Annotated in this window: 18 protein-coding genes and 1 tRNA gene; 15 read left to right on the top strand and 4 right to left on the bottom strand. The window is 71.1% G+C overall.

What is annotated here, in order from left to right; translation table 11 throughout:
* Positions 1 to 67 precede the first annotated feature (67 nt).
* Together tal and tkt are read right to left on the bottom strand one after the other, a co-directional pair.
* Positions 68 to 1,201: a transaldolase gene (gene tal / locus LJB74_RS20150; protein WP_259310183.1), complete on the bottom strand. Its 1,134-nt coding sequence runs from the start codon at positions 1,199 to 1,201 to the stop codon at positions 68 to 70.
* 107 nt (positions 1,202 to 1,308) lie between these two features.
* A complete protein-coding gene (tkt, locus tag LJB74_RS20145) occupies positions 1,309 to 3,414 on the bottom strand; it encodes a transketolase (protein WP_259310182.1) in 2,106 nt (701 codons plus the stop codon).
* A gap of 459 nt (positions 3,415 to 3,873) precedes the next feature.
* Here tkt and LJB74_RS20140 point away from each other — a divergent pair, with 459 nt between their 5' ends.
* The 13 genes from LJB74_RS20140 to LJB74_RS20080 all read left to right on the top strand — a co-directional run bounded on the left by LJB74_RS20140 (position 3,874) and on the right by LJB74_RS20080 (position 15,809).
* The gene (locus tag LJB74_RS20140; protein ID WP_259310433.1) at positions 3,874 to 4,806 is read left to right on the top strand and encodes a heme o synthase; all 933 of its coding nucleotides are present in this window, start codon (positions 3,874 to 3,876) and stop codon (positions 4,804 to 4,806) included.
* 29 nt (positions 4,807 to 4,835) lie between these two features.
* The gene (locus LJB74_RS20135; RefSeq protein WP_259310181.1) at positions 4,836 to 5,777 is read left to right on the top strand and encodes a site-specific tyrosine recombinase XerD; all 942 of its coding nucleotides are present in this window, start codon (positions 4,836 to 4,838) and stop codon (positions 5,775 to 5,777) included.
* A gap of 32 nt (positions 5,778 to 5,809) precedes the next feature.
* Entirely contained in the window at positions 5,810 to 6,763 is a 954-nt protein-coding gene (locus LJB74_RS20130) for a ParA family protein (protein ID WP_396125207.1), read from the top strand.
* A 10-nt stretch (positions 6,764 to 6,773) separates the two neighbouring features.
* Positions 6,774 to 7,637: a ScpA family protein gene (locus LJB74_RS20125; protein WP_259310180.1), complete on the top strand. Its 864-nt coding sequence runs from the start codon at positions 6,774 to 6,776 to the stop codon at positions 7,635 to 7,637.
* On the top strand, positions 7,634 to 8,323 hold the full coding sequence (gene scpB / locus LJB74_RS20120) for an SMC-Scp complex subunit ScpB (RefSeq protein ID WP_259310179.1): 690 nt from the start codon (positions 7,634 to 7,636) through the stop codon (positions 8,321 to 8,323). The genes LJB74_RS20125 and scpB overlap by 4 nt, the downstream gene beginning before the upstream one ends.
* Complete coding sequence (locus LJB74_RS20115; RefSeq protein WP_259310178.1) at positions 8,320 to 9,249, top strand: pseudouridine synthase; 930 nt, start codon at positions 8,320 to 8,322, stop codon at positions 9,247 to 9,249. Before scpB ends, LJB74_RS20115 begins: the two co-directional genes overlap by 4 nt.
* A gap of 31 nt (positions 9,250 to 9,280) precedes the next feature.
* A complete protein-coding gene (locus LJB74_RS20110; RefSeq protein WP_259310177.1) occupies positions 9,281 to 10,414 on the top strand; it encodes a prephenate dehydrogenase in 1,134 nt (377 codons plus the stop codon).
* Between the two features lie 2 nt (positions 10,415 to 10,416).
* Entirely contained in the window at positions 10,417 to 11,244 is an 828-nt protein-coding gene (cmk, locus tag LJB74_RS20105; protein ID WP_259310176.1) for a (d)CMP kinase, read from the top strand.
* Positions 11,241 to 11,966, top strand: coding sequence for a 1-acyl-sn-glycerol-3-phosphate acyltransferase (locus tag LJB74_RS20100; protein WP_259310175.1), 726 nt, complete (start codon positions 11,241 to 11,243; stop codon positions 11,964 to 11,966). The genes cmk and LJB74_RS20100 overlap by 4 nt, the downstream gene beginning before the upstream one ends.
* A 178-nt stretch (positions 11,967 to 12,144) precedes the next feature.
* The gene (gene der, locus LJB74_RS20095; RefSeq protein ID WP_396125242.1) at positions 12,145 to 13,638 is read left to right on the top strand and encodes a ribosome biogenesis GTPase Der; all 1,494 of its coding nucleotides are present in this window, start codon (positions 12,145 to 12,147) and stop codon (positions 13,636 to 13,638) included.
* An 82-nt stretch (positions 13,639 to 13,720) separates the two neighbouring features.
* Positions 13,721 to 14,413 (top strand): GntR family transcriptional regulator, encoded by a 693-nt coding sequence (locus LJB74_RS20090; RefSeq protein ID WP_259310430.1) that lies wholly within the window; start codon positions 13,721 to 13,723, stop codon positions 14,411 to 14,413.
* Positions 14,410 to 15,711: an MFS transporter gene (locus LJB74_RS20085; protein ID WP_259310174.1), complete on the top strand. Its 1,302-nt coding sequence runs from the start codon at positions 14,410 to 14,412 to the stop codon at positions 15,709 to 15,711. The genes LJB74_RS20090 and LJB74_RS20085 overlap by 4 nt, the downstream gene beginning before the upstream one ends.
* Positions 15,712 to 15,735: 24 nt before the next feature.
* Positions 15,736 to 15,809 (top strand) — tRNA-Pro (locus LJB74_RS20080).
* 361 nt (positions 15,810 to 16,170) lie between these two features.
* Here the strand turns inward: LJB74_RS20080 and LJB74_RS20075 are convergent.
* Together LJB74_RS20075 and LJB74_RS20070 are read right to left on the bottom strand one after the other, a co-directional pair.
* A complete protein-coding gene (locus tag LJB74_RS20075) occupies positions 16,171 to 16,389 on the bottom strand; it encodes a three-helix bundle dimerization domain-containing protein (RefSeq protein ID WP_259310173.1) in 219 nt (72 codons plus the stop codon).
* A 208-nt stretch (positions 16,390 to 16,597) separates the two neighbouring features.
* Positions 16,598 to 17,296: a TetR/AcrR family transcriptional regulator C-terminal domain-containing protein gene (locus LJB74_RS20070; protein WP_259310172.1), complete on the bottom strand. Its 699-nt coding sequence runs from the start codon at positions 17,294 to 17,296 to the stop codon at positions 16,598 to 16,600.
* Between the two features lie 274 nt (positions 17,297 to 17,570).
* Between LJB74_RS20070 and LJB74_RS20065 the strand changes: the two genes are divergently transcribed.
* Positions 17,571 to 17,738: a hypothetical protein gene (locus LJB74_RS20065; RefSeq protein ID WP_259310171.1), complete on the top strand. Its 168-nt coding sequence runs from the start codon at positions 17,571 to 17,573 to the stop codon at positions 17,736 to 17,738.
* 50 nt (positions 17,739 to 17,788) lie between these two features.
* Complete coding sequence (locus LJB74_RS20060) at positions 17,789 to 17,944, top strand: DUF6131 family protein (protein WP_259310170.1); 156 nt, start codon at positions 17,789 to 17,791, stop codon at positions 17,942 to 17,944.
* Positions 17,945 to 18,034 lie beyond the last annotated feature (90 nt).

The raw sequence follows: 18,034 nt of genomic DNA, 5'->3' as shown, positions 1-18,034 counted from the left end.
GCGTCCCGGGCGGTGCTGAGCAGAGACGGGCACCGTGAGGTGGGACCGGTCTGCTGGGGTTGCGGACCTACCGCGAGGCAGGCCCCTGGCGGGCGAGCCCTGCGGAGACGGTCGAGAGCAGCTGCTCCCAGCTGGCCTCGAACTTCTCAACGCCCTCGATCTCGAGATGTTCCGTGACCTCGTCGATCGAGATCCCCAGCGCGGCCAGCCCGGCGAGGGCGTCGGTCGCGTCGGCGTACGCGCCGGTCACGGTGTCGGGCGAGTCGACGGCACCGTGGTCGGCGACGGCCTCGAGGGTCGCTGCCGGCATGGTGTTGACGACGTGGTGGACCACGAGCTCGTCGACGTAGAGCGTGTCCGGGTAGGTGGGGTCCTTGACCCCTGTCGATGCCCAGAGAGGACGCTGGGGGAGGGCGCCGGACGCGGCGAGCGAGCGCCAGCGGTCGGTGGCGAGGCTCTCCTCGAACACCTGGTACGCGAGGCGGGCGTTCGCGATCGCGGCGCGCCCGCGCAGCTGGGCGGCGGCGGGTGAACCGAGCGCGTCGAGCCGGGGGTCGATCGCCGAGTCGACGCGGGAGACGAAGAACGACGCGACGGATGCGACGGGGCCCAGGTCGATGCCGGCGGTCCTGGCTGCCTCGAGGCCCGTCATGAACGCGTCGACGACCGCGCGGTACCGATCGATCGAGAAGATCAGCGTGACGTTGACGCTGATGCCCTCGGAGATGGCCGCCGTGATGGCGGGAAGCCCCTCGACCGTCGCCGGGATCTTGATGAACAGGTTCGGTCGGTCGACGGTCGCCCAGAGCCTGCGCGCCGTTGCGATGGTCGCCTCGGTGTCCCGGGCAAGTCGCGGGTCGACCTCGATCGAGACCCGCCCATCTACGGTGCCGGTCGCGTCGTAGACCGGCCGGAGCACGTCGCAGGCCTGCCGGACGTCGTCGGTCGTGATCGTGAACACGGCCTCCTCGACGTCGACGGCCGCACGAGCGAGCTCGCCGAGCTGCTCGTCGTAGGCGTCGCCCGAGGAGAGCGCGGACGCGAAGATCGTCGGGTTCGTGGTCACGCCGACCACGTGGCGGGTGCGCACGAGGTCGGCGAGGTTCCCGGTGCGCAGCCGCTCACGCGAGAGGTCGTCGAGCCAGACGGCGACTCCGGCAGCCGTGAGCCGGTCCAGCGGTGTCGAGATGCTCGAGGTCATGGTGGTCCTCCCGTGCTCGGTGACTGAGGCGGCGCTGAGGTGCAGTCTGAATGACGAGGCTGTGCCGGACCTGGTGGTCCGGCACAGCGCTCGTCTGCGGAGATCGACTACCGGCTGGCGGCGAGGGACTCGCGCGCGGCGGCCTCGACGGCCTCAGCGGTGATGCCGAACTCCTGGAAGAGGCGGTTCGCGTCGGCGGAGGCCCCGTAGTGCTCGAGGGAGACCGCACGACCGGCGTCGCCGAGCAGGCGGTACCAGCTCAGCGCGAGCCCGGCCTCGACGGACACCCGCGCCTTGACCGCGGGCGGCAGGACCGCGTCCTGGTAGGCCTGGTCCTGCTCGGCGAACCACTCGAGGCACGGCACGGAGACCACGCGCGTCCCGATGCCGTCGGCCTCGAGCGTCGCGCGCGCGCTCACGGCGAGCTGCACCTCGGAACCGGTCGCCAGCAGGATCACGTCGGGCACGGGCGTGCTCGACTCGAGCAGGACGTAGGCGCCCTTCGCGAGCCCGCTCGCCGGGGCGAAGCCGTCCTCGCCGCGCGGGAACGTCGGCACGTTCTGGCGGGTGAGGATCAGACCGACGGGGCCGGAGTCGCGCTCGAGGATCGCCTTCCACGCCTCGGCGGTCTCGTTCGCGTCGGCGGGGCGGACGATCGAGAGCCCCGGGATCGCGCGGACGGCGGCCAGGTGCTCGATCGGCTGGTGGGTGGGTCCGTCCTCGCCCAGGCCGATCGAGTCGTGGGTCCAGACGTACGTGACCGGGACACCCATCAGCGAGGCCAGCCGGACGGAGCCGCGCATGTAGTCGCTGAACGTGAAGAAGGTGCCGCCGTAGGGACGGGTCGGGCCGTGGAGCGCGATGCCCGAGAGGATCGCACCCATGGCGTGCTCGCGGATGCCGAAGTGCAGCGTGCGACCGAACTCGTTCCCGGCGAACTCGTGCGTCGACCGCTCGGCAGGGATGAAGGACGGCTGGCCCTTCATGGTCGTGTTGTTCGAGCCGGCGAGGTCGGCCGAGCCGCCCCAGAGCTCGGGCAGGACGTCGCCCAGCGCGCTGAGGACCTCACCGGACGCGGCACGGGTCGCGACGGAGGTACCTGCCGGGAAGACGGGGAGCGACGCCTCCCAGCCTGTCGGCAGCGCGCGAGCCTGCAGCCGGTCGAGGAGGGCGGCGCGGTCGGGGTTGGCGGTGCGCCAGGCCTGGTACCCGACCTCCCACTCGGCGCGCGCGGCGGCGCTGCGGTCGACGACCTTGCGCGCGTGGGCGAGCACCTCGGGGTCGACGTCGAACGATGCCTCGGGGTCGAATCCGAGCACCTCCTTGAGACCGCGGACCTCCGCGGTCCCGAGCTTCGAGCCGTGCGAGCCGTGCGTGTTCTGCTTGGTCGGGGACGGCCAGGCGATGATCGTGCGCAGGGCGATGAACGACGGCTTGTCCGTCTCGGCGACGGCGGCCGCGATCGCGGCGTCGAGCGCATCGACGTCCTCGACGTAGCCGTCCGGTCCGGCGGTCCAGTCGACGAACTGGACGTGCCAGCCGTAGGACGCGTAGCGGGCCACGACGTCTTCGGTGAAGGCGATGTCGGTGTCGCCCTCGATCGAGATGTGGTTGTCGTCCCAGATGACGACGAGGTTCCCGAGCTTCTGGGTCCCGGCGATCGAGGACGCCTCACCCGAGACGCCCTCCTGCAGGTCGCCGTCGGAGGCAAGCACGTAGACGGTGTGGTCGAACGGGCTCGTGCCCGGCTGCGCCTCAGGGTCGAACAGCCCACGCTCGCGGCGTGCGGCCATCGCCATGCCGACGGCGCTCGCGACGCCCTGACCGAGCGGGCCGGTCGTGATCTCCACGCCTGCGGTGTGGCCGTACTCGGGGTGGCCGGGGGTCAGCGATCCCCAGGTGCGCAGCGCCTCGAGGTCGCTGAGCTCGAGACCGAAGCCGGACAGGTAGAGCTGGATGTACTGGGTGAGGCTCGAGTGGCCGCACGAGAGCACGAACCGGTCGCGACCGAGCCACGTCGGGTCCGTCGGGTCCAGGCGCATCGTCCGCTGGTAGAGCAGGTAGGCGACCGGTGCGAGGCTGATCGCGGTTCCGGGGTGGCCGTTGCCGACCTTCTCGACCGCATCGGCTGCCAGGACACGAACAGTGTCGACAGCGCGTCGGTCGAGCTCGTTCCAACCGATCCGTGTCGCCGTGGGGGCTTGCGCGTTCACCGAACCTCATTCCCGCCCGGGAGTCGGGTCCCGGGACCTCGCCTGAATCGCGTCCGACGGCTCCATCGTGGAGTCCGGCAGGGGGTCGGCGGCCGCGTGGCGAGCGCCGCTCTACCCACCGAGCGAGCCTATACGTGCACCCAGTCGCTCGCCGCATCGACCGGACGGTGGACGGAGGGGGTGCCGAAGCACCGTTCTCGGGTGCTGACGGGTCGCGCTGAGGGGGATATTCGGGACCAAAGTCACAGTCTTGGTGGTGTCGAATCCGCTAGCGCTTGGGCGCGATCGTGCGGAGGAGCCGTACGATGGCGCTCGACGTCCCACGCCGCGGGCGCGTCTGACGTGTCGGCGGCATCGGCCCGGATGACGAACGGAAGTGCCCTTCGCGTGCGCAGCAGCAGCCCGATCGTGCTCGATGACCCTCGATCGCCGAGCGATCTCTCCCAGGTGAGCGGGGCGATGTCGCCTGCCGTCGGGCGCGGTGCCGAGCTCACCCGCGCGGCGCGCAACGCCTGGCACGTCGTCGGCGCCTACGTCGCGCTGACCAAGCCGCGCGTCATCGAGCTGCTGCTCGTCACCACGCTGCCGACGATGATGCTGGCGCAGCGGGGCTTCCCGCCGATCGGTCTGGTCCTGGCGACGATGGTCGGGGGAGCGGGCGCGGCGGGTGCCTCCGGGGTCCTGAACTGCTACCTCGACCGCGACATCGACGAGGTGATGAACCGGACGAAGCGTCGCCCGCTCGTCACCGGTGAGGTCTCGCCGCGCAACGCGCTGATCTTCGGGTTCACGTTGGCGATCGGGTCGCTCGTCTGGTTCGCGGTGCTGGTCAACGCCGCGTCGGCGTGGCTCACGTTCGTGGCGATGGCGATCTACGTCGTCGGCTACACGATGATCCTCAAGCGTCGGACACCGCAGAACATCGTCTGGGGCGGTGCGGCGGGGTGCATGCCGGTGCTGATCGGCTGGTCGGCCGTGACCGGGGGCGTGAGCTGGACGCCGATCGTCCTGTTCGGTGTCATCTTCTTCTGGACCCCGCCGCACTACTGGCCGCTGTCGATGAAGTTCCGCCGTGACTACGCCAACGCACGCGTGCCGATGCTCCCGGTCGTAGCAGCCGACACGAAGGTCGCCCGCGAGATGATCGCCTACGCGGTCGCCATGGTCGCGTGCTCGTTGGCGCTGGTCCCGGTCGCCGGGATGACGTGGGTCTACGGCGTCGTCGCGCTGGCCCTCGGTCTGTGGTTCCTCAGCTCGTGCGTCGGGCTGCTGCGCCGCGCCCAGGACCCGTCGCGTGGCAAGCTCGGCGCGATGAAGGTCTTCCACGCCTCGATCACCTACCTGACGTTGTTGTCCGTCGCGATCGCGGTGGACGTCTTCCTCCCGTTCTGACCCTGGCGTTCCGACCCGAGAGACCTGGTGTGACGGGCAACCTGCTGCACGACGCCGCGCGGGACTACCTCGCACACCTCGCCGTCGAACGCGGGCTCGCCCCGAACACCGTGGACGCCTACCGGCGCGACCTGACGCGATACCTCGGGTACCTCGACGCCGCAGGCCGCACGCGCCCGACCGACGTCACGGAGCGTGACGTGGAGGACTTCGTGCTGGTGCTGCGCACGGGGTCCGACGGATCCGCGGTGCTGTCGGCGTCCTCGGCGGCACGTGCTGTCGTCGCCGTCCGCGGGTGGCACCGCTTCTGTGCGCGGGAAGGCCTCGCCGGTGAGGACGCGGCCAGGTCGGTCCACCCACCGAGCCAGCCGCGGCGTCTTCCGAAGGCGATCTCGACGGACGAGGTGGAACGCCTCCTCGAGGCGGCGAGCGTCGGCGACGGGCCCGTGCCCTTGCGTGACCGCGCCCTCCTGGAGCTGCTGTACTCGACGGGCGCCCGGATCTCGGAGGCCGTGGGCCTCGACGTGGACGACCTCGACCTCGATCCCGAGCGCGCCTCGGTGCGGCTGATGGGTAAGGGTCGTCGCGAGCGCGTGGTCCCGGTCGGGTCGTTCGCCGTGCAGGCGGTCGAGGCCTACCTGGTGCGGTCGCGGCCCGCGCTTGCCGTCGGTGGTCGGGGGACGCCGGCACTGTTCCTCAACACGCGCGGCGCGCGGCTCACCCGCCAGAGCGCGTGGGCCGTGCTCCGGGCCTCGGCGGTCCGGGCCGACCTCCCGGTCGCCGCGCACGTCTCGCCGCACACGCTGCGCCACTCGTTCGCGACGCACCTGCTGGCCGGGGGTGCGGACGTGCGCGTCGTCCAGGAGCTGCTCGGTCACGCGTCGGTGACGACCACGCAGATCTACACGCAGGTGACGGTGGACACGCTGCGCGAGGTCTACGCGGCGTCGCACCCGCGGGCACTGGGCTAGTCGCACCCGGTGACCGGGACGCGGCCGGACGGGTGCCCGTCGGACCTCATCCACACCCGCCCAGGTGCCGGGTTCGGCCGCCTCGCTACGGTAGGTTGGGCCGCGTGAGCAGCAACGCCCCCGACGCGACGTCGACGGCATCCCGGAGCCTTGACCCGGTCGGTCGCCGCATCCCCGACCTCCCTGACCCTGCGCCGCTCGCGTCCCACGGCCCGGCGCGCGTGATCGCCATGTGCAACCAGAAGGGTGGCGTCGGCAAGACGACGACCACGATCAACCTGGGTGCGGCGCTGGCGGAGTACGGCCGGCGTGTGCTGATCGTCGACTTCGACCCCCAGGGTGCCGCGTCGGTCGGGCTCGGGATCAGCGCGCACGAGCTGGATCTCACGGTCTACAACCTGCTCATGGAGCGCAAGGCCACGATTCACGAGGTCATCCGCCGCACGGCTTTCGAGAACCTCGACGTGCTCCCTGCGAACATCGACCTCTCGGCGGCCGAGGTGCAGCTCGTCGGCGAGGTCGCGCGCGAGTCGGTGCTGGCACGCGTGCTGCGTCCCGTCCTCGACGACTACGACGTCGTGCTGGTCGACTGCCAGCCGTCGCTCGGCCTTCTGACGGTCAACGCCCTGACCGCAGCGCACGGCGTCCTGATCCCGCTCGAGTGCGAGTTCTTCGCGCTTCGTGGTGTCGCGCTGCTCGTCGAGACGATCGAGAAGGTGCGGGATCGTCTCAACCCGAGGCTCCAGGTCGACGGCATCGTCGCGACGATGTACGACCCTCGCACCCTGCACTCGCGCGAGGTGATCGCCCGCGTGAACGAGGCGTTCGGCGACGCCCTGCTGCACACGGTCATCGGGCGCACCGTGAAGTTCCCCGACGCGTCCGTCGCCGCCGAGCCGATCACCACGTACGCGCCGACGCACTCGGGCGCCGTCGCCTACCGCCAGCTCGCACGCGAGCTCATCTCCCGTGGCGACGCGGCCTGACGCCGCCCCCGTGGCGTCGACGACCCCCGCAGACGAGACCGGCACCGCGCTCCCACCGGTCGGCAGCACCGGCTTCTCGGTCCATCTGGCGAACTTCACGGGTCCCTTCGACCTGCTGCTGGGGCTGATCACCAAGCACAAGCTGGACATCACCGAGGTCGCGCTCGGCCAGGTCACGGACGAGTTCATCGCCTACATCCGAGCGGCGGGGACGACCGCGGACGGACGATCCGGCTGGGACCTGGGCCAGGCGAGCGAGTTCCTGGTGGTCGCAGCCACGCTGCTCGACCTCAAGGCCGCGCGACTGCTGCCCTCCGGTGACGTCGAGGACGCCGAGGACCTCGAGCTGCTCGAGGCCCGGGACCTGCTGTTCGCGCGCCTGCTCCAGTACCGGGCGTTCAAGGAGGTCGCTGCGGCGATCGCGGAGAAGCTGGTGAGCGAGGGCAGGCGCTACCCACGGGCCGTCACGCTCGAGCCGCAGCTCGCGGCCCTCCTGCCGGAGCTCGTGTGGCAGGTCGGCCCGGCGCAGCTCGCCGAGCTCGCCGCGAAGGCCATCGCCCCGAAGCCGCTGCCCCCGGGCGTCGACCTCAGCCACCTGCACGCGACGACGGTGAGCGTCCGCGAGCAGGCGGCGCTGCTCGTCGACCGGTTGAGGCACACCACGGCCACGTCGTTCCGTGCCCTCACCGCTGATGCCGAGTCGACGCTCGTCGTGGTCGCACGGTTCCTCGCGTTGCTCGAGCTGTTCCGGGAGGGCGTCGTGTCGTTCGACCAGATGGTCCCGCTGGGCGAGCTCACCGTGCGGTGGATGGGTGCGGAGAACGGTGACGTGGTCGTCTCGGACGACTTCGACGAGGAGGATGGGACGGTATGACACAGGACACGGAGGGCGTCGCGGGCGGACCCGACGCAGCAGGGTCCGCCGCAGCACCCGACCCGGTGAACCCGGAGGCCACCGTCCCGGACGAGCTTGCCTTCGACGTGGCCGACCTTCCGGGCGGTGCCCTCGGCGCGCTCGAGGCCGTCCTCATGGTGGCCGACGAGCCGGTGTCCGCGGTGCAGCTCGCGACCGTGCTGGCGCTCCCGACCGCCGAGGTCGAGCGCCTGCTCGCCGAGCTCGTCAGCGACTACCAGGGGGACACGGGACGGCCCCGGGGTTTCGAGCTGCGGCAGGTGGGTGCGGGCTGGCGGATCTACTCGGCGCCCGCGTACGGCGCCGTCGTGGGACGATTCGTCCTTGACGGGCAGTCGGCCCGGCTGACGCAGGCGGCTCTCGAGACCCTCGCGGTGATCACCTACCGGCAGCCCGTGACCCGCGGTCAGGTCTCCGGAGTGCGCGGGGTGAACGTCGACGGCGTCGTCCGGACGCTCACGACGCGTGGGCTTGTCGCCGAGGTCGGCACGGATGCCACGACCGGAGCGGTGCTGTACGGCACCACCGGGTACTTCCTGGAGCGGATGGGTCTCGGCAGTCTCGACGAGCTGCCGCCACTGGCCCCGTACCTCCCCGAGATCGATGCGCTCGACGGCGTGGACACAGCAGAAGGAGACAGGCGATGAGCGAGAGCAGCGGACGGTCCGGGAGCGACAGGCAGGGGTCGGGGGACCGGCGCGGTGGTGCCCGTCAGGGTGCTGCGCGTGGCGGTGCCGGCGCCACGCGTGGCCGCACCGGCGCGGCACGTCCGGCGCGCGCGACGGGTCGTCGGCCGGCCGCACCGGCGCGGTCGGGACCAGCTGTCCCGCCGCGGGACGTGCACGATCCGGAGGGTGTGCGGCTGCAGAAGGTGCTCGCCAGCGCCGGGTACGGCTCGCGCCGGGCGGCGGAGGACCTGATCACCGCAGGGCGGGTGACCGTCGACGGCGTCCTGGTCCGCGAGCTCGGTGTGCGGGTGGACCCGAACAGCGCGGTGATCCACGTCGACGGCCTGCGGGTCCAGCTCGACACGTCGGTGATCACGATCGCCCTGAACAAGCCCCTCGGCGTGGTGTCGACGATGCACGACCCCGAGGGCCGTCCGTCGCTCGCGCAGTTCGTCGCGAACCGCGAGGAGCGGCTGTTCCACGTCGGACGCCTGGATGCCGACACCGAGGGCCTGATCCTGCTCACGAACGACGGCGAGCTGGCCAACCGGTTGTCGCACCCGTCGCACGGCGTCGCCAAGACGTACATGGCGCACGTCGAGGGCCGGGTCTCGGCACAGACCGCCAAGGCGCTGCTGCGGGGTGTTGAGCTCGAGGACGGGCCGGCGAGCTTCGCGTCGTACAAGGTGATCGACCAGACCCCGCAGGCAACGCTCGTCGAGGTCGTCCTCCACGAGGGTCGCAACCGGATCGTGCGTCGGCTCTTCGACGAGGTCGGGCACCCGGTCATGCAGCTCGTGCGGACCCAGATCGGCCCGATCCGGCTCGGCGACCTGAAGTCGGGCCGCACGCGTGTGCTGGGCAAGACGGAGGTCGGGACGCTGATGGCACAGGTCGGGATGTGAGCACGACGGTCGGCGTCGCAGGAGGCGGCGCATGAGCCTCGGGGCGCTCCCACCGGTCGCGACGACAGGGCCGGTGCGCATCGTCGGCACCGGGTTGCTGGGGGCGAGCATCGGGCTGTCCCTCACGACCCGCGGCGTCGACGTGGTGCTGCACGACTCGTCACGGACCGCACTCGCCCTCGCGCGTGACGTCGGCGCCGGCCGGTTGCCGTCGGACCGCGACGAGGCGATGCGACTGATCGTGGTCGCGGCGCCCCCTGACGTGACGGCCGAGGTCGTCATCGCGGAGCTCGCGGCGCACCCGGAGGCCGTCGTGACGGACGTCGCGAGCGTCAAGGGCGCCGTGCTCGACGAGCTCGTCGCCGCGGGCGCCGATCTGTCGCGCTACGTCGGGTCGCACCCCATGGCCGGGCGAGAACGGTCTGGGCCGACGGCGGCCCGGGCGGACCTGTTCGCCGGGCGCCCGTGGGTCATCGCCGGGTCGGGGCACTCGTCGGAGGACGCCGTGCTGGCCGTGCGCCAGCTCGCGGTGGACCTGGGCGCGACGCCGGTCACGATGGAGGCGCGGGAGCACGACGCGGCGGTCGCCGTCGTCTCCCACGTCCCGCAGGTGATCGCGAGCCTGGTCGCGGCGCGCCTGGCCGATGCACCGGCAGCCGCGCTGGACCTCTCGGGCCAGGGTCTGCGTGACGTCACCCGGATCGCCTCGAGCGACGCTCCGTTGTGGACGTCGATCCTCGCGGCGAACGCCACGGCGGTGCGGTCGGTGCTGATGGACCTGCGGAGCGACCTGGACGTCGTGATCGACGCGTTGGCCGAGGCCGACGCAGCCGCCCCGCACGGCACCGCGGCGGTCGGGGCGCTGGGAGCGCTGGCGCGCACGGTCACCGCGGGGAACCTGGGGGTCGCGAGGATCCCCGGCAAGCACGGCGGCGCCCCGCGGCACTACGAGGTCGTGACGGTGCTGGTCCCGGACGCTCCCGGTGAGCTGGCGAGGCTGTTCGCGGACGTCGGTGACGCCGGGGTGAACATCGAGGACCTCCAGCTCGAGCACTCGCCCCGGCAGCCGGTGGGGCTCGCGATGATCTCGGTCCTGATGGGCCGTTCCGAGGCGCTCGAGCGAGAGCTCGTCGCACGCGGGTGGCGAGTGGCGAACAGAGGATGACGATGCCGGACGAGCATGGACAGAACAGCCCCACCGCCCCGCTGGGCGACGGCCGGGGTGCGGGTGCGCCACGGCCCCTCGTGGTCGCGATCGACGGACCGTCCGGCTCCGGGAAGTCGAGCGTCTCACGCGGGGTAGCGAGCCGACTCGGGCTCGCGTACCTCGACACCGGCGCCATGTACCGGGCGGCGACGTGGTGGTGCCTGCACCTCGGTCTCGACCTCGCCGACCAGGCGGCGGTGACGGCCGCCGTCCGCGACCTTCCGCTCGTCCAAGGGCTCGAGCCGTCCGCGCCGACGGTCGTCGTCGCCGGCACCGACGTGGCCGAGGAGATCCGGGCGACCGCGATCTCCGCGGCGGTGAGCGCCGTCGCGACCAACCTCGACGTCCGCGCGGAGCTCCGGCGACGCCAGCGCGACCTGATCGAGGCGGAGCGGCACGTCGGGTCGGTGTCCGGCGGCCGTGGCGTCGTGGCAGAGGGCCGTGACATCACCACCGTGGTCGCCCCCGACGCGGACGTGCGCGTGCTGCTCACCGCGAGCGAGGAGGCGCGCCTCGCACGCCGAGCACGGGAGATCCACGGGAACGCCGACGCGGAGTCCCTGGCTTCCACCCGTGACCAGGTGCTGCGACGTGACGCAGACGACTCGACGGTCGTGCAGTTCCATCAGGCGGCGGACGGCGTCGTCACGCTCGACTCCTCGGCGCTCGACCTCGATGGCACGATCGCCGCGGTGATCGAGATCATCGGGACCGTGACCGGTCGTGCGACCGGCGTGAGCACAGCCGGCACCGACTCGCCCGACGTCCAGGCTGCCGAGGTCCGATGAGCAGAACCCCGGCCCGCGGTGGATCGCAGGTCCCGTCGACGAACCCGGGGACGCGCGGGCCGCGATGGGGCAGACGGCTCGCCTGGTTCATGGCGCACGTCCTGTGGAGCACCGAGGTCGTGGGAGTGGAGAACGTGCCGGCCGACGGTCCGGTGCTCCTCGCGGCCAACCACACCGGAGTCATCGACGGCCCGCTGCTCATGGCTGCGGCACCTCGGCCCACCCACGTGCTCGTCAAGGCGGAGGCCTTCCGGGGCCCAGTGGGCGCCGTGCTCCGGGGAGCGGGTCAGATCCCGGTGGATCGGGACTCGGGTCGTGGCGCGTTGCAGGCGGCACTGGCCGTCCTGCGGCGTGGCGGCGTCGTCGGGGTGTTCCCAGAGGGAAACCGGGGACGCGGCGACGCGGCGGCGGCTCGCCCCGGGGTGGCGTGGCTGGCGCTTCGTGCGCAGGCGCCCGTGGTGCCCGTCGCGGTGCTGGGCACCCGGCGCACCGGGGAGAGTGTCGGTCACATCCCTGGGCTGCGTCGCCGGTGCGTCGTGGAGTTCGGTCAACCGATCATCATCGAGAGGACCGACGGGTCGACCGGCAAGGCCGCCACCGAGGCCGCGAACGATGCGATCCGGGTGGCGTTGGCCGAGCTGGTGACGTCCGCGTCGGCGCGCACCGGGCTGAGCCTCCCGGCCGACGGGCCCGCTGCCAGCGGCACCTCGGCGAGCGCCTGACGCCTCCGCACGACGGCCGGTTCGTCGACGGAGGCATCGGGCTGGGAGGATAGGGGCATGAGCCCCACTGACCGGACGTCGAACCCGGACGCCCCGGAACGACCTTCTCCCCACGGCCCCGGTGGAGAACGACGTGCCCGCCGACACCGCACCGGACCCGGATGCCCCCGAGCTCGACCTGGGCGACGCAGCCGACGACGGGCTCGGGCCCGGCTGGGAGCCGCAGGACGGCGTGACGGACGAGGAGCGCGAACGTGCCCTGCGGGCAGGTCTCTCCGACTACGAGCTCGACGACGAGGACCTCGTGCTGCTCGGCGAGAACGAGGAGGGTGACGGGGGAGACGACGGGTCGAAGCCGCTCCCGGTGCTCGCCGTCGTCGGACGCCCCAACGTCGGCAAGTCGACGCTGGTCAACCGGATCCTCGGCCGTCGCGAGGCGGTCGTCGAGGACAAGCCGGGTGTCACGCGTGACCGGGTGAGCTACCCGGGCAACTGGAACGGCCGCGACTTCACGTTGGTCGACACCGGCGGCTGGGAGGTGGACGTCGCCGGCATCGAGGCACGGGTCGCCGAGCAGGCCGAGGTCGCGATCAGCCTGGCGGACGCGGTGCTGTTCGTGGTCGACGCCACCGTCGGGCCGACATCGACGGACGAGCGCGTCGTCAAGCTCCTGCGAAAGTCCGGCAAGCCCGTCGTGCTGTGCGCCAACAAGGTCGACGGTCCTCGGGTCGAGGCCGACGCGACGGCGCTCTGGAGTCTCGGGCTCGGTCAGCCCTATCCCGTGTCCGCGCTGCACGGCCGGGGGACCGGTGACCTGCTCGACGCCGCGATGGACGCCCTGCCGACCGAGTCGGCGCACGGCCTGCCGATCCCGCAGGGCGGCCCGCGTCGGGTCGCCCTCGTCGGACGACCGAACGTCGGGAAGTCGTCGCTGCTCAACAAGGTCCTCGGTGCCGAGCGGGTCGTGGTCGATGACGTCGCCGGAACGACGCGCGACCCGGTGGACGAGCTCGTCATGCTGCGCGGGCGCCCGTGGGTGTTCGTCGACACGGCCGGTATCCGTCGACGGGTGCACCAGACCTCGGGAGCGGACTTCTACGCATCGCTGCGCACCCAAGCCGCGATCGAGAAGGCCGAGGTCGCGGTGGTGCTCGTGGACGCCAGCACCAAGATGACCGAGCAGGACACCCGCGTGATCAGTCAGGTCGTCGACGCCGGGCGCGCCCTGGTCATCGCGTACAACAAGTGGGACCTCATGGACGAGGACCGTCGACCGTTCCTCGAGCGCGAGATCGAGCAGGACCTCGTGCAGGTGCAGTGGGCGCCGCGTGTGAACCTCTCGGCGAAGACCGGGTGGCACACCGACAAGCTCGTCCCTGCGCTGGATCGGTCGCTCGAGTCCTGGGGCACGCGGATCCCGACGGGACGCCTCAACGCGTTCCTCGGGGAGCTCGTCTCGGCCCACCCGCACCCGCTGCGTGGGGGCAAGCAGCCACGCATCCTGTTCGCGACCCAGGCCTCGACGCGGCCGCCGAGGTTCGTCATCTTCGCCACCGGGTTCATCGAGGCCGGCTACCGCCGGTACATCGAGAGGCGCCTGCGCGAGACGTTCGGCTTCGAGGGCACACCGATCTCGATCTCGATCCGGGTGCGCGAGAAGCGTCGGCGCTGACGCCCTCGGGACCGGCTGCGCCGTGACGCGCTCCGGGTGGGCGATGGGGGTGTCGCCATCGGCTTAGACTCATCTTGTGTCTATGTCGTCAACGCATCTACCCGACCCCGTCGGTTCGGCAGCGACCCCCGCAGCAGCAGAGGTCGCCTACCGATATACCAAGAGCCTGATCCTGGACGACCGCCTCCCCGGGGGCACCATGATCAGCGAAGGTGAGATCGCCGGCCAGCTCTCGCTGAGCAGGACTCCCGTGCGTGAGGCGTTCCTGCGTCTCGAGGCGCAGGGCTGGCTCCGCCTGTACCCGAAGCGTGGGGCGCTCGTCGTTCCGGTGGGCCCAGGAGAGGCGCAGTCGGTGGTCGATGCCCGGCTGCTCTTGGAGATCCACGCCATCCAGTCGATCGTCGATCCGCTGAGTCGGGAGCGGCTGGCCGAACGTCTGAGCGCGCTGGTGCAGCGCCAGCGTGAGGCTCTCGACGCGGGGAACCTCGACGCCTACGCGGAACATGACGTCGAGTTCCACCTGGCGGTGGTGGCGGCGGGGGAGAACCCGTTGCTCACCAGCTTCTACGTCACGCTCCGTGAACGACAACGTCGGATGGTCGCACGTTCGCTGTGGCGCGACGAGCACCACGCGCTGGCCTTCATCGACGACCACCAACGCCTCGCCGACCTCGTCGCGGCGGGCGCCACCGAGCAGTTCGAGGAGGGCCTGCGCCGTCACCTGCACGATGCGCACCTGCCGGAGCGCGCGGCAGCCGTCGGAGGAGTGCGGTGAGCGCACAGACACGGCAGCGGAGGTTGTGGCTGCCGATCGCCGCCTCGATGTTCGCGATCGCGTGGGGAGGTAACGAGTTCACGCCGTTGCTGGTGATGTACCGCCAGGTGAGTCACTTCTCGGCCGTGACCGTGGACGTCCTGCTCGGCGCCTACGTTCTGGGCATCATCCCCGCACTGCTGGTCGGTGGGCCGCTGTCCGACCGTTTCGGGAGACGCCCGCTGCTGCTGCCCGCGGCGCCGCTGAGCCTCGTCGGCTCGGTGGTCCTCGCGCTCGGACCTGGGTCGCCGATGCTGCTCGCCATCGGGCGGATCCTGTGCGGGCTGGCGCTCGGGCTCGTCATGGCCGTGGGCACGACGTGGATCAAGGAGCTGTCCGCGAAAGAGGATGATCAGGCGGCGGGTGCCCGCCGGGCGTCGTTGGCGCTGACGCTCGGGTTCCTGACAGGTGCGGGGGCCGCCGGCGCGCTCGCGCAGTGGGGTCCGTGGCGGACGGGGACCGCCTACGCGGTGCACGTCGTCCTGACCGTCATCACAGGACTATGGCTGCTGGCGGTGCCCGAGACGCGCGTTCCTCGCGGGTCCGGCAGTCAGGTGCGACTGCGGGACGACCTCACGATCCCCTCCGCAGGGCACCGGCGGTTCCTCCGGGTCGTCGTGCCGCTCGCGCCCTGGGTGTTCGGGTGTGCGGGGAGCGCGTACGCCGTCCTGCCGGGGCTCATGCAGGACCATGCAGGCGGGATGCCGATCGCGCTGTCCGCGCTGCTCACGGTGCTGACCCTCGGGTGCGGCATCGGGATCCAGGTACTCGGTCGCGCGATCGACACGGGCCGTAGTGCGCGGGCCTCCGTCGTCGCTCTGGTGCTTGTCGTGGCCGGAATGGGACTCGGTGCGATGGCATCGGAGCTGCTCACCCTTCCGCTCACGCTGGCGGCTGCAGCCGTGCTCGGGATGGGCTACGGGCTGGCTCTGGTCTCCGGGCTCAGCGAGGTGCAGCGCATCGCCGGACCCGACGATCTCGCCGGGCTGACGGCGGTGTACTACTCCGTGGCCTATCTCGGGTTCTTCATCCCAGCCGTGCTCGCGATGCTCGCTGCCGAGTGGACCTATCCGCAGATGTTCAGCGCGGGGTTCGTGATCGCGCTCGGCTGCCTCACGGTGGTCGCTACGGCGTGGCGAGCGCACCTGCCGGTCGCTGCGACGCCCACGGCGATCGCTTCCGAGGCCTGCGCGCCGGACGACGAGCACGCGCTGGTCCGCGCGAGAGTGGTGACGGAGTCGACCGTCCACGTGCGGTAGAGTTTGCACGGCCCCACGGGGCATCGGGATGTGGCGCAGCTTGGTAGCGCACTTGACTGGGGGTCAAGGGGTCGCAGGTTCAAATCCTGTCATCCCGACGGTATAGCAGCAGGTCAGAGCCTCGCCGGAGAAACCTCCGGTGGGGCTCTGATGGTGTTCGGCCGGATCCGGGCCCGCAGATCGCCAAGGGGTCAGGCGCCCGACGCTGGCGAACCGGGGCAACGGTCTCGGTAGGCGTGTCCACCGGAGGCCCGGCGGGCCGTGTGCTTCCCGGCCTTCGCTGGCACCGGCTTCTACGATCTCGCGCTCATCCACGGAGCGATTGGCTCACCTCCACTGCAGCTGGCGGCAACGAGCACGGCGCCCGCCACCCGGGGATGCGGGTATCCGCCGGGCAACGACGCGACCACCACCATCAGGCCGCCAGTGTGTCGTTCGCACTCTCAGGTGCCATCAGCCCTACGAGGTCGGCGCGCCCGCACGCCCGGAGACGGTGTCGAGAGCATTCCTGGCAGCGTTCTCGACCAGGAGGGGCACGTAGACGCGTACACGGCCGTCGAGCTCGTCGTAGACCTTGTGCACTGTCTGTCGGACAGTCTCCGCAGGCACGTCGGGGAAGCGACTGGTCAGTCGCTCGAAGACTTGCTCGACGGCTTCTTGCTCGGCCAGCTGGGACATGGCTCGAGTGTGCGCGTCGCTCAGAACCGTGGCAACCAGGGCTGGACGACATCGACTGCCGAAGGTGGCGCAGGGCGGGCGGGCCACCGTCGAGGGCCTGTCCGAGTGAACCAGGAGGCCCGTGCCAGGCGTGCCACCGCCGAAGGACCGCGCGACCTGTTGTCCGCCTCGCCGCTCGTTCTCTCCGTGGCGACGATGTGGTGTTCGTTCACGCCGGGGGAGGGGTGGTGGGGCGCAGCTGGGCGCGCAGGCCGGTGAGCAGGATGTCCATGCCTCGTTCGAGCTCGGTAGCCCCGTCGTAGGCGGCCAGGACAGGTGCGAGGCTGCGGAGCTGGGGGAACTCGTGTATCGGCAACCGGTGCAGGCCCAGGCGGAGCAGGTCGTCGGTCTCTTCGCGGTTCTCGACGATCTCCTGGAGCTCGTTGAGGACGTGGCCCTGGATGAAGCCGTAGAACGAGCGATAGACGTGCAGGGCGTCGACCTCGGAGAAGCCGGCGCGAATGAGCAGCTCCAAGATGGCTTCCAGTGGTCGCAGGGTGCCCAGCGGTCGCATGGCGATCGGGGTCGCCAGCGGCCGGGTGACCAGGAGCGGGACAACGTTCGGGTGGGCGAGCGCCAGACCGCGGAACTGGCGGGCGACGGTCCGGAGCTGACCCGCCCAGTCGGTGTCGGTGGTGTCCACGGACAGGTGCACCAGGACCGCTTCGGCGACGAGGTCGAGCAGCTCCGCCTTGTTGGCCGCGTGGCGGTAGAGCGACATCGGGTCGCGGCCGAGTACACGCCCGAGCCGGCGCATGGAGAGCCCGTCGATGCCGTCCTCGTCGATGATCTCCAGCGCGGCGCGCAGTATTGACTCGCGGCTCAGGCCTGAGGAGTCGCGGGTCCGTCGAACGGTGCGAGGTGTCACGTGCGCCTCTACCCCCGGGGTTCAGCTGATTCTGCCGATCGGTTGACTACTCCGTAGAACGACGGTGTAGCGCTACGCCTTGACAGTACCCCTTCGGTCAGCGTTCACTGAGGTCTACACCGTAGATCTACGATGGTGAAGTCCATCTCGGTCTCGAGACGGACCGGCGGGACTCGTGGCGGAGCCTCTCGCGCAGCGGAGGAAGGCCACACCATGATCACCATCGTCCGGCTCTCCGGGACCCCTGCTCCGCCGCCAACGGGACGGTGACCCCGTGCGCCGTCGGATCCTTCCAGTGGTCTACCTGGTCGTCGGGGTCGTCGTTGCCGTCAATGACGGATACCTGGCCCACCTGAGCTCCGTTGGCGCCATCGTCTCCGCGCTCCTGGCGATCGCCCTGTGGCCCCTGCTCCTGTTCGGTGTACACATCGCCATTCCCTAGCACCGTCATCGCACCGGCCCCGCACGGGGCCACGACAGTACGGAGGCGTCATGATCACTCTCGGCATCGTCCTGTTCATCGTGGGGCTCCTCGTTCCGATCCCCATCCTCGAGACCATCGGCGTGATCCTCGTCGTCGCCGGTGTCGTTCTGGCGATCCTGGGCGGCATGGGCCGCGCGGTTGGTGGTCGCCGCCACTACTGGTGATCGCACCTGATCCGGTCATCGGACCTCGATGGTCGACCGGCGCGGGATCCGACGATCGACGCGCCTGATCCGCACGCGCACGTACAGGTG

Origin of the sequence: Cellulomonas sp. P24 (assembly GCF_024704385.1) — a bacterium.
GTDB lineage: Bacteria > Actinomycetota > Actinomycetes > Actinomycetales > Cellulomonadaceae > JAJDFX01.
The sequence above is the reverse complement of the archived record's forward strand: the minus strand, read 5'-3'. Positions and strand labels throughout refer to the sequence as shown.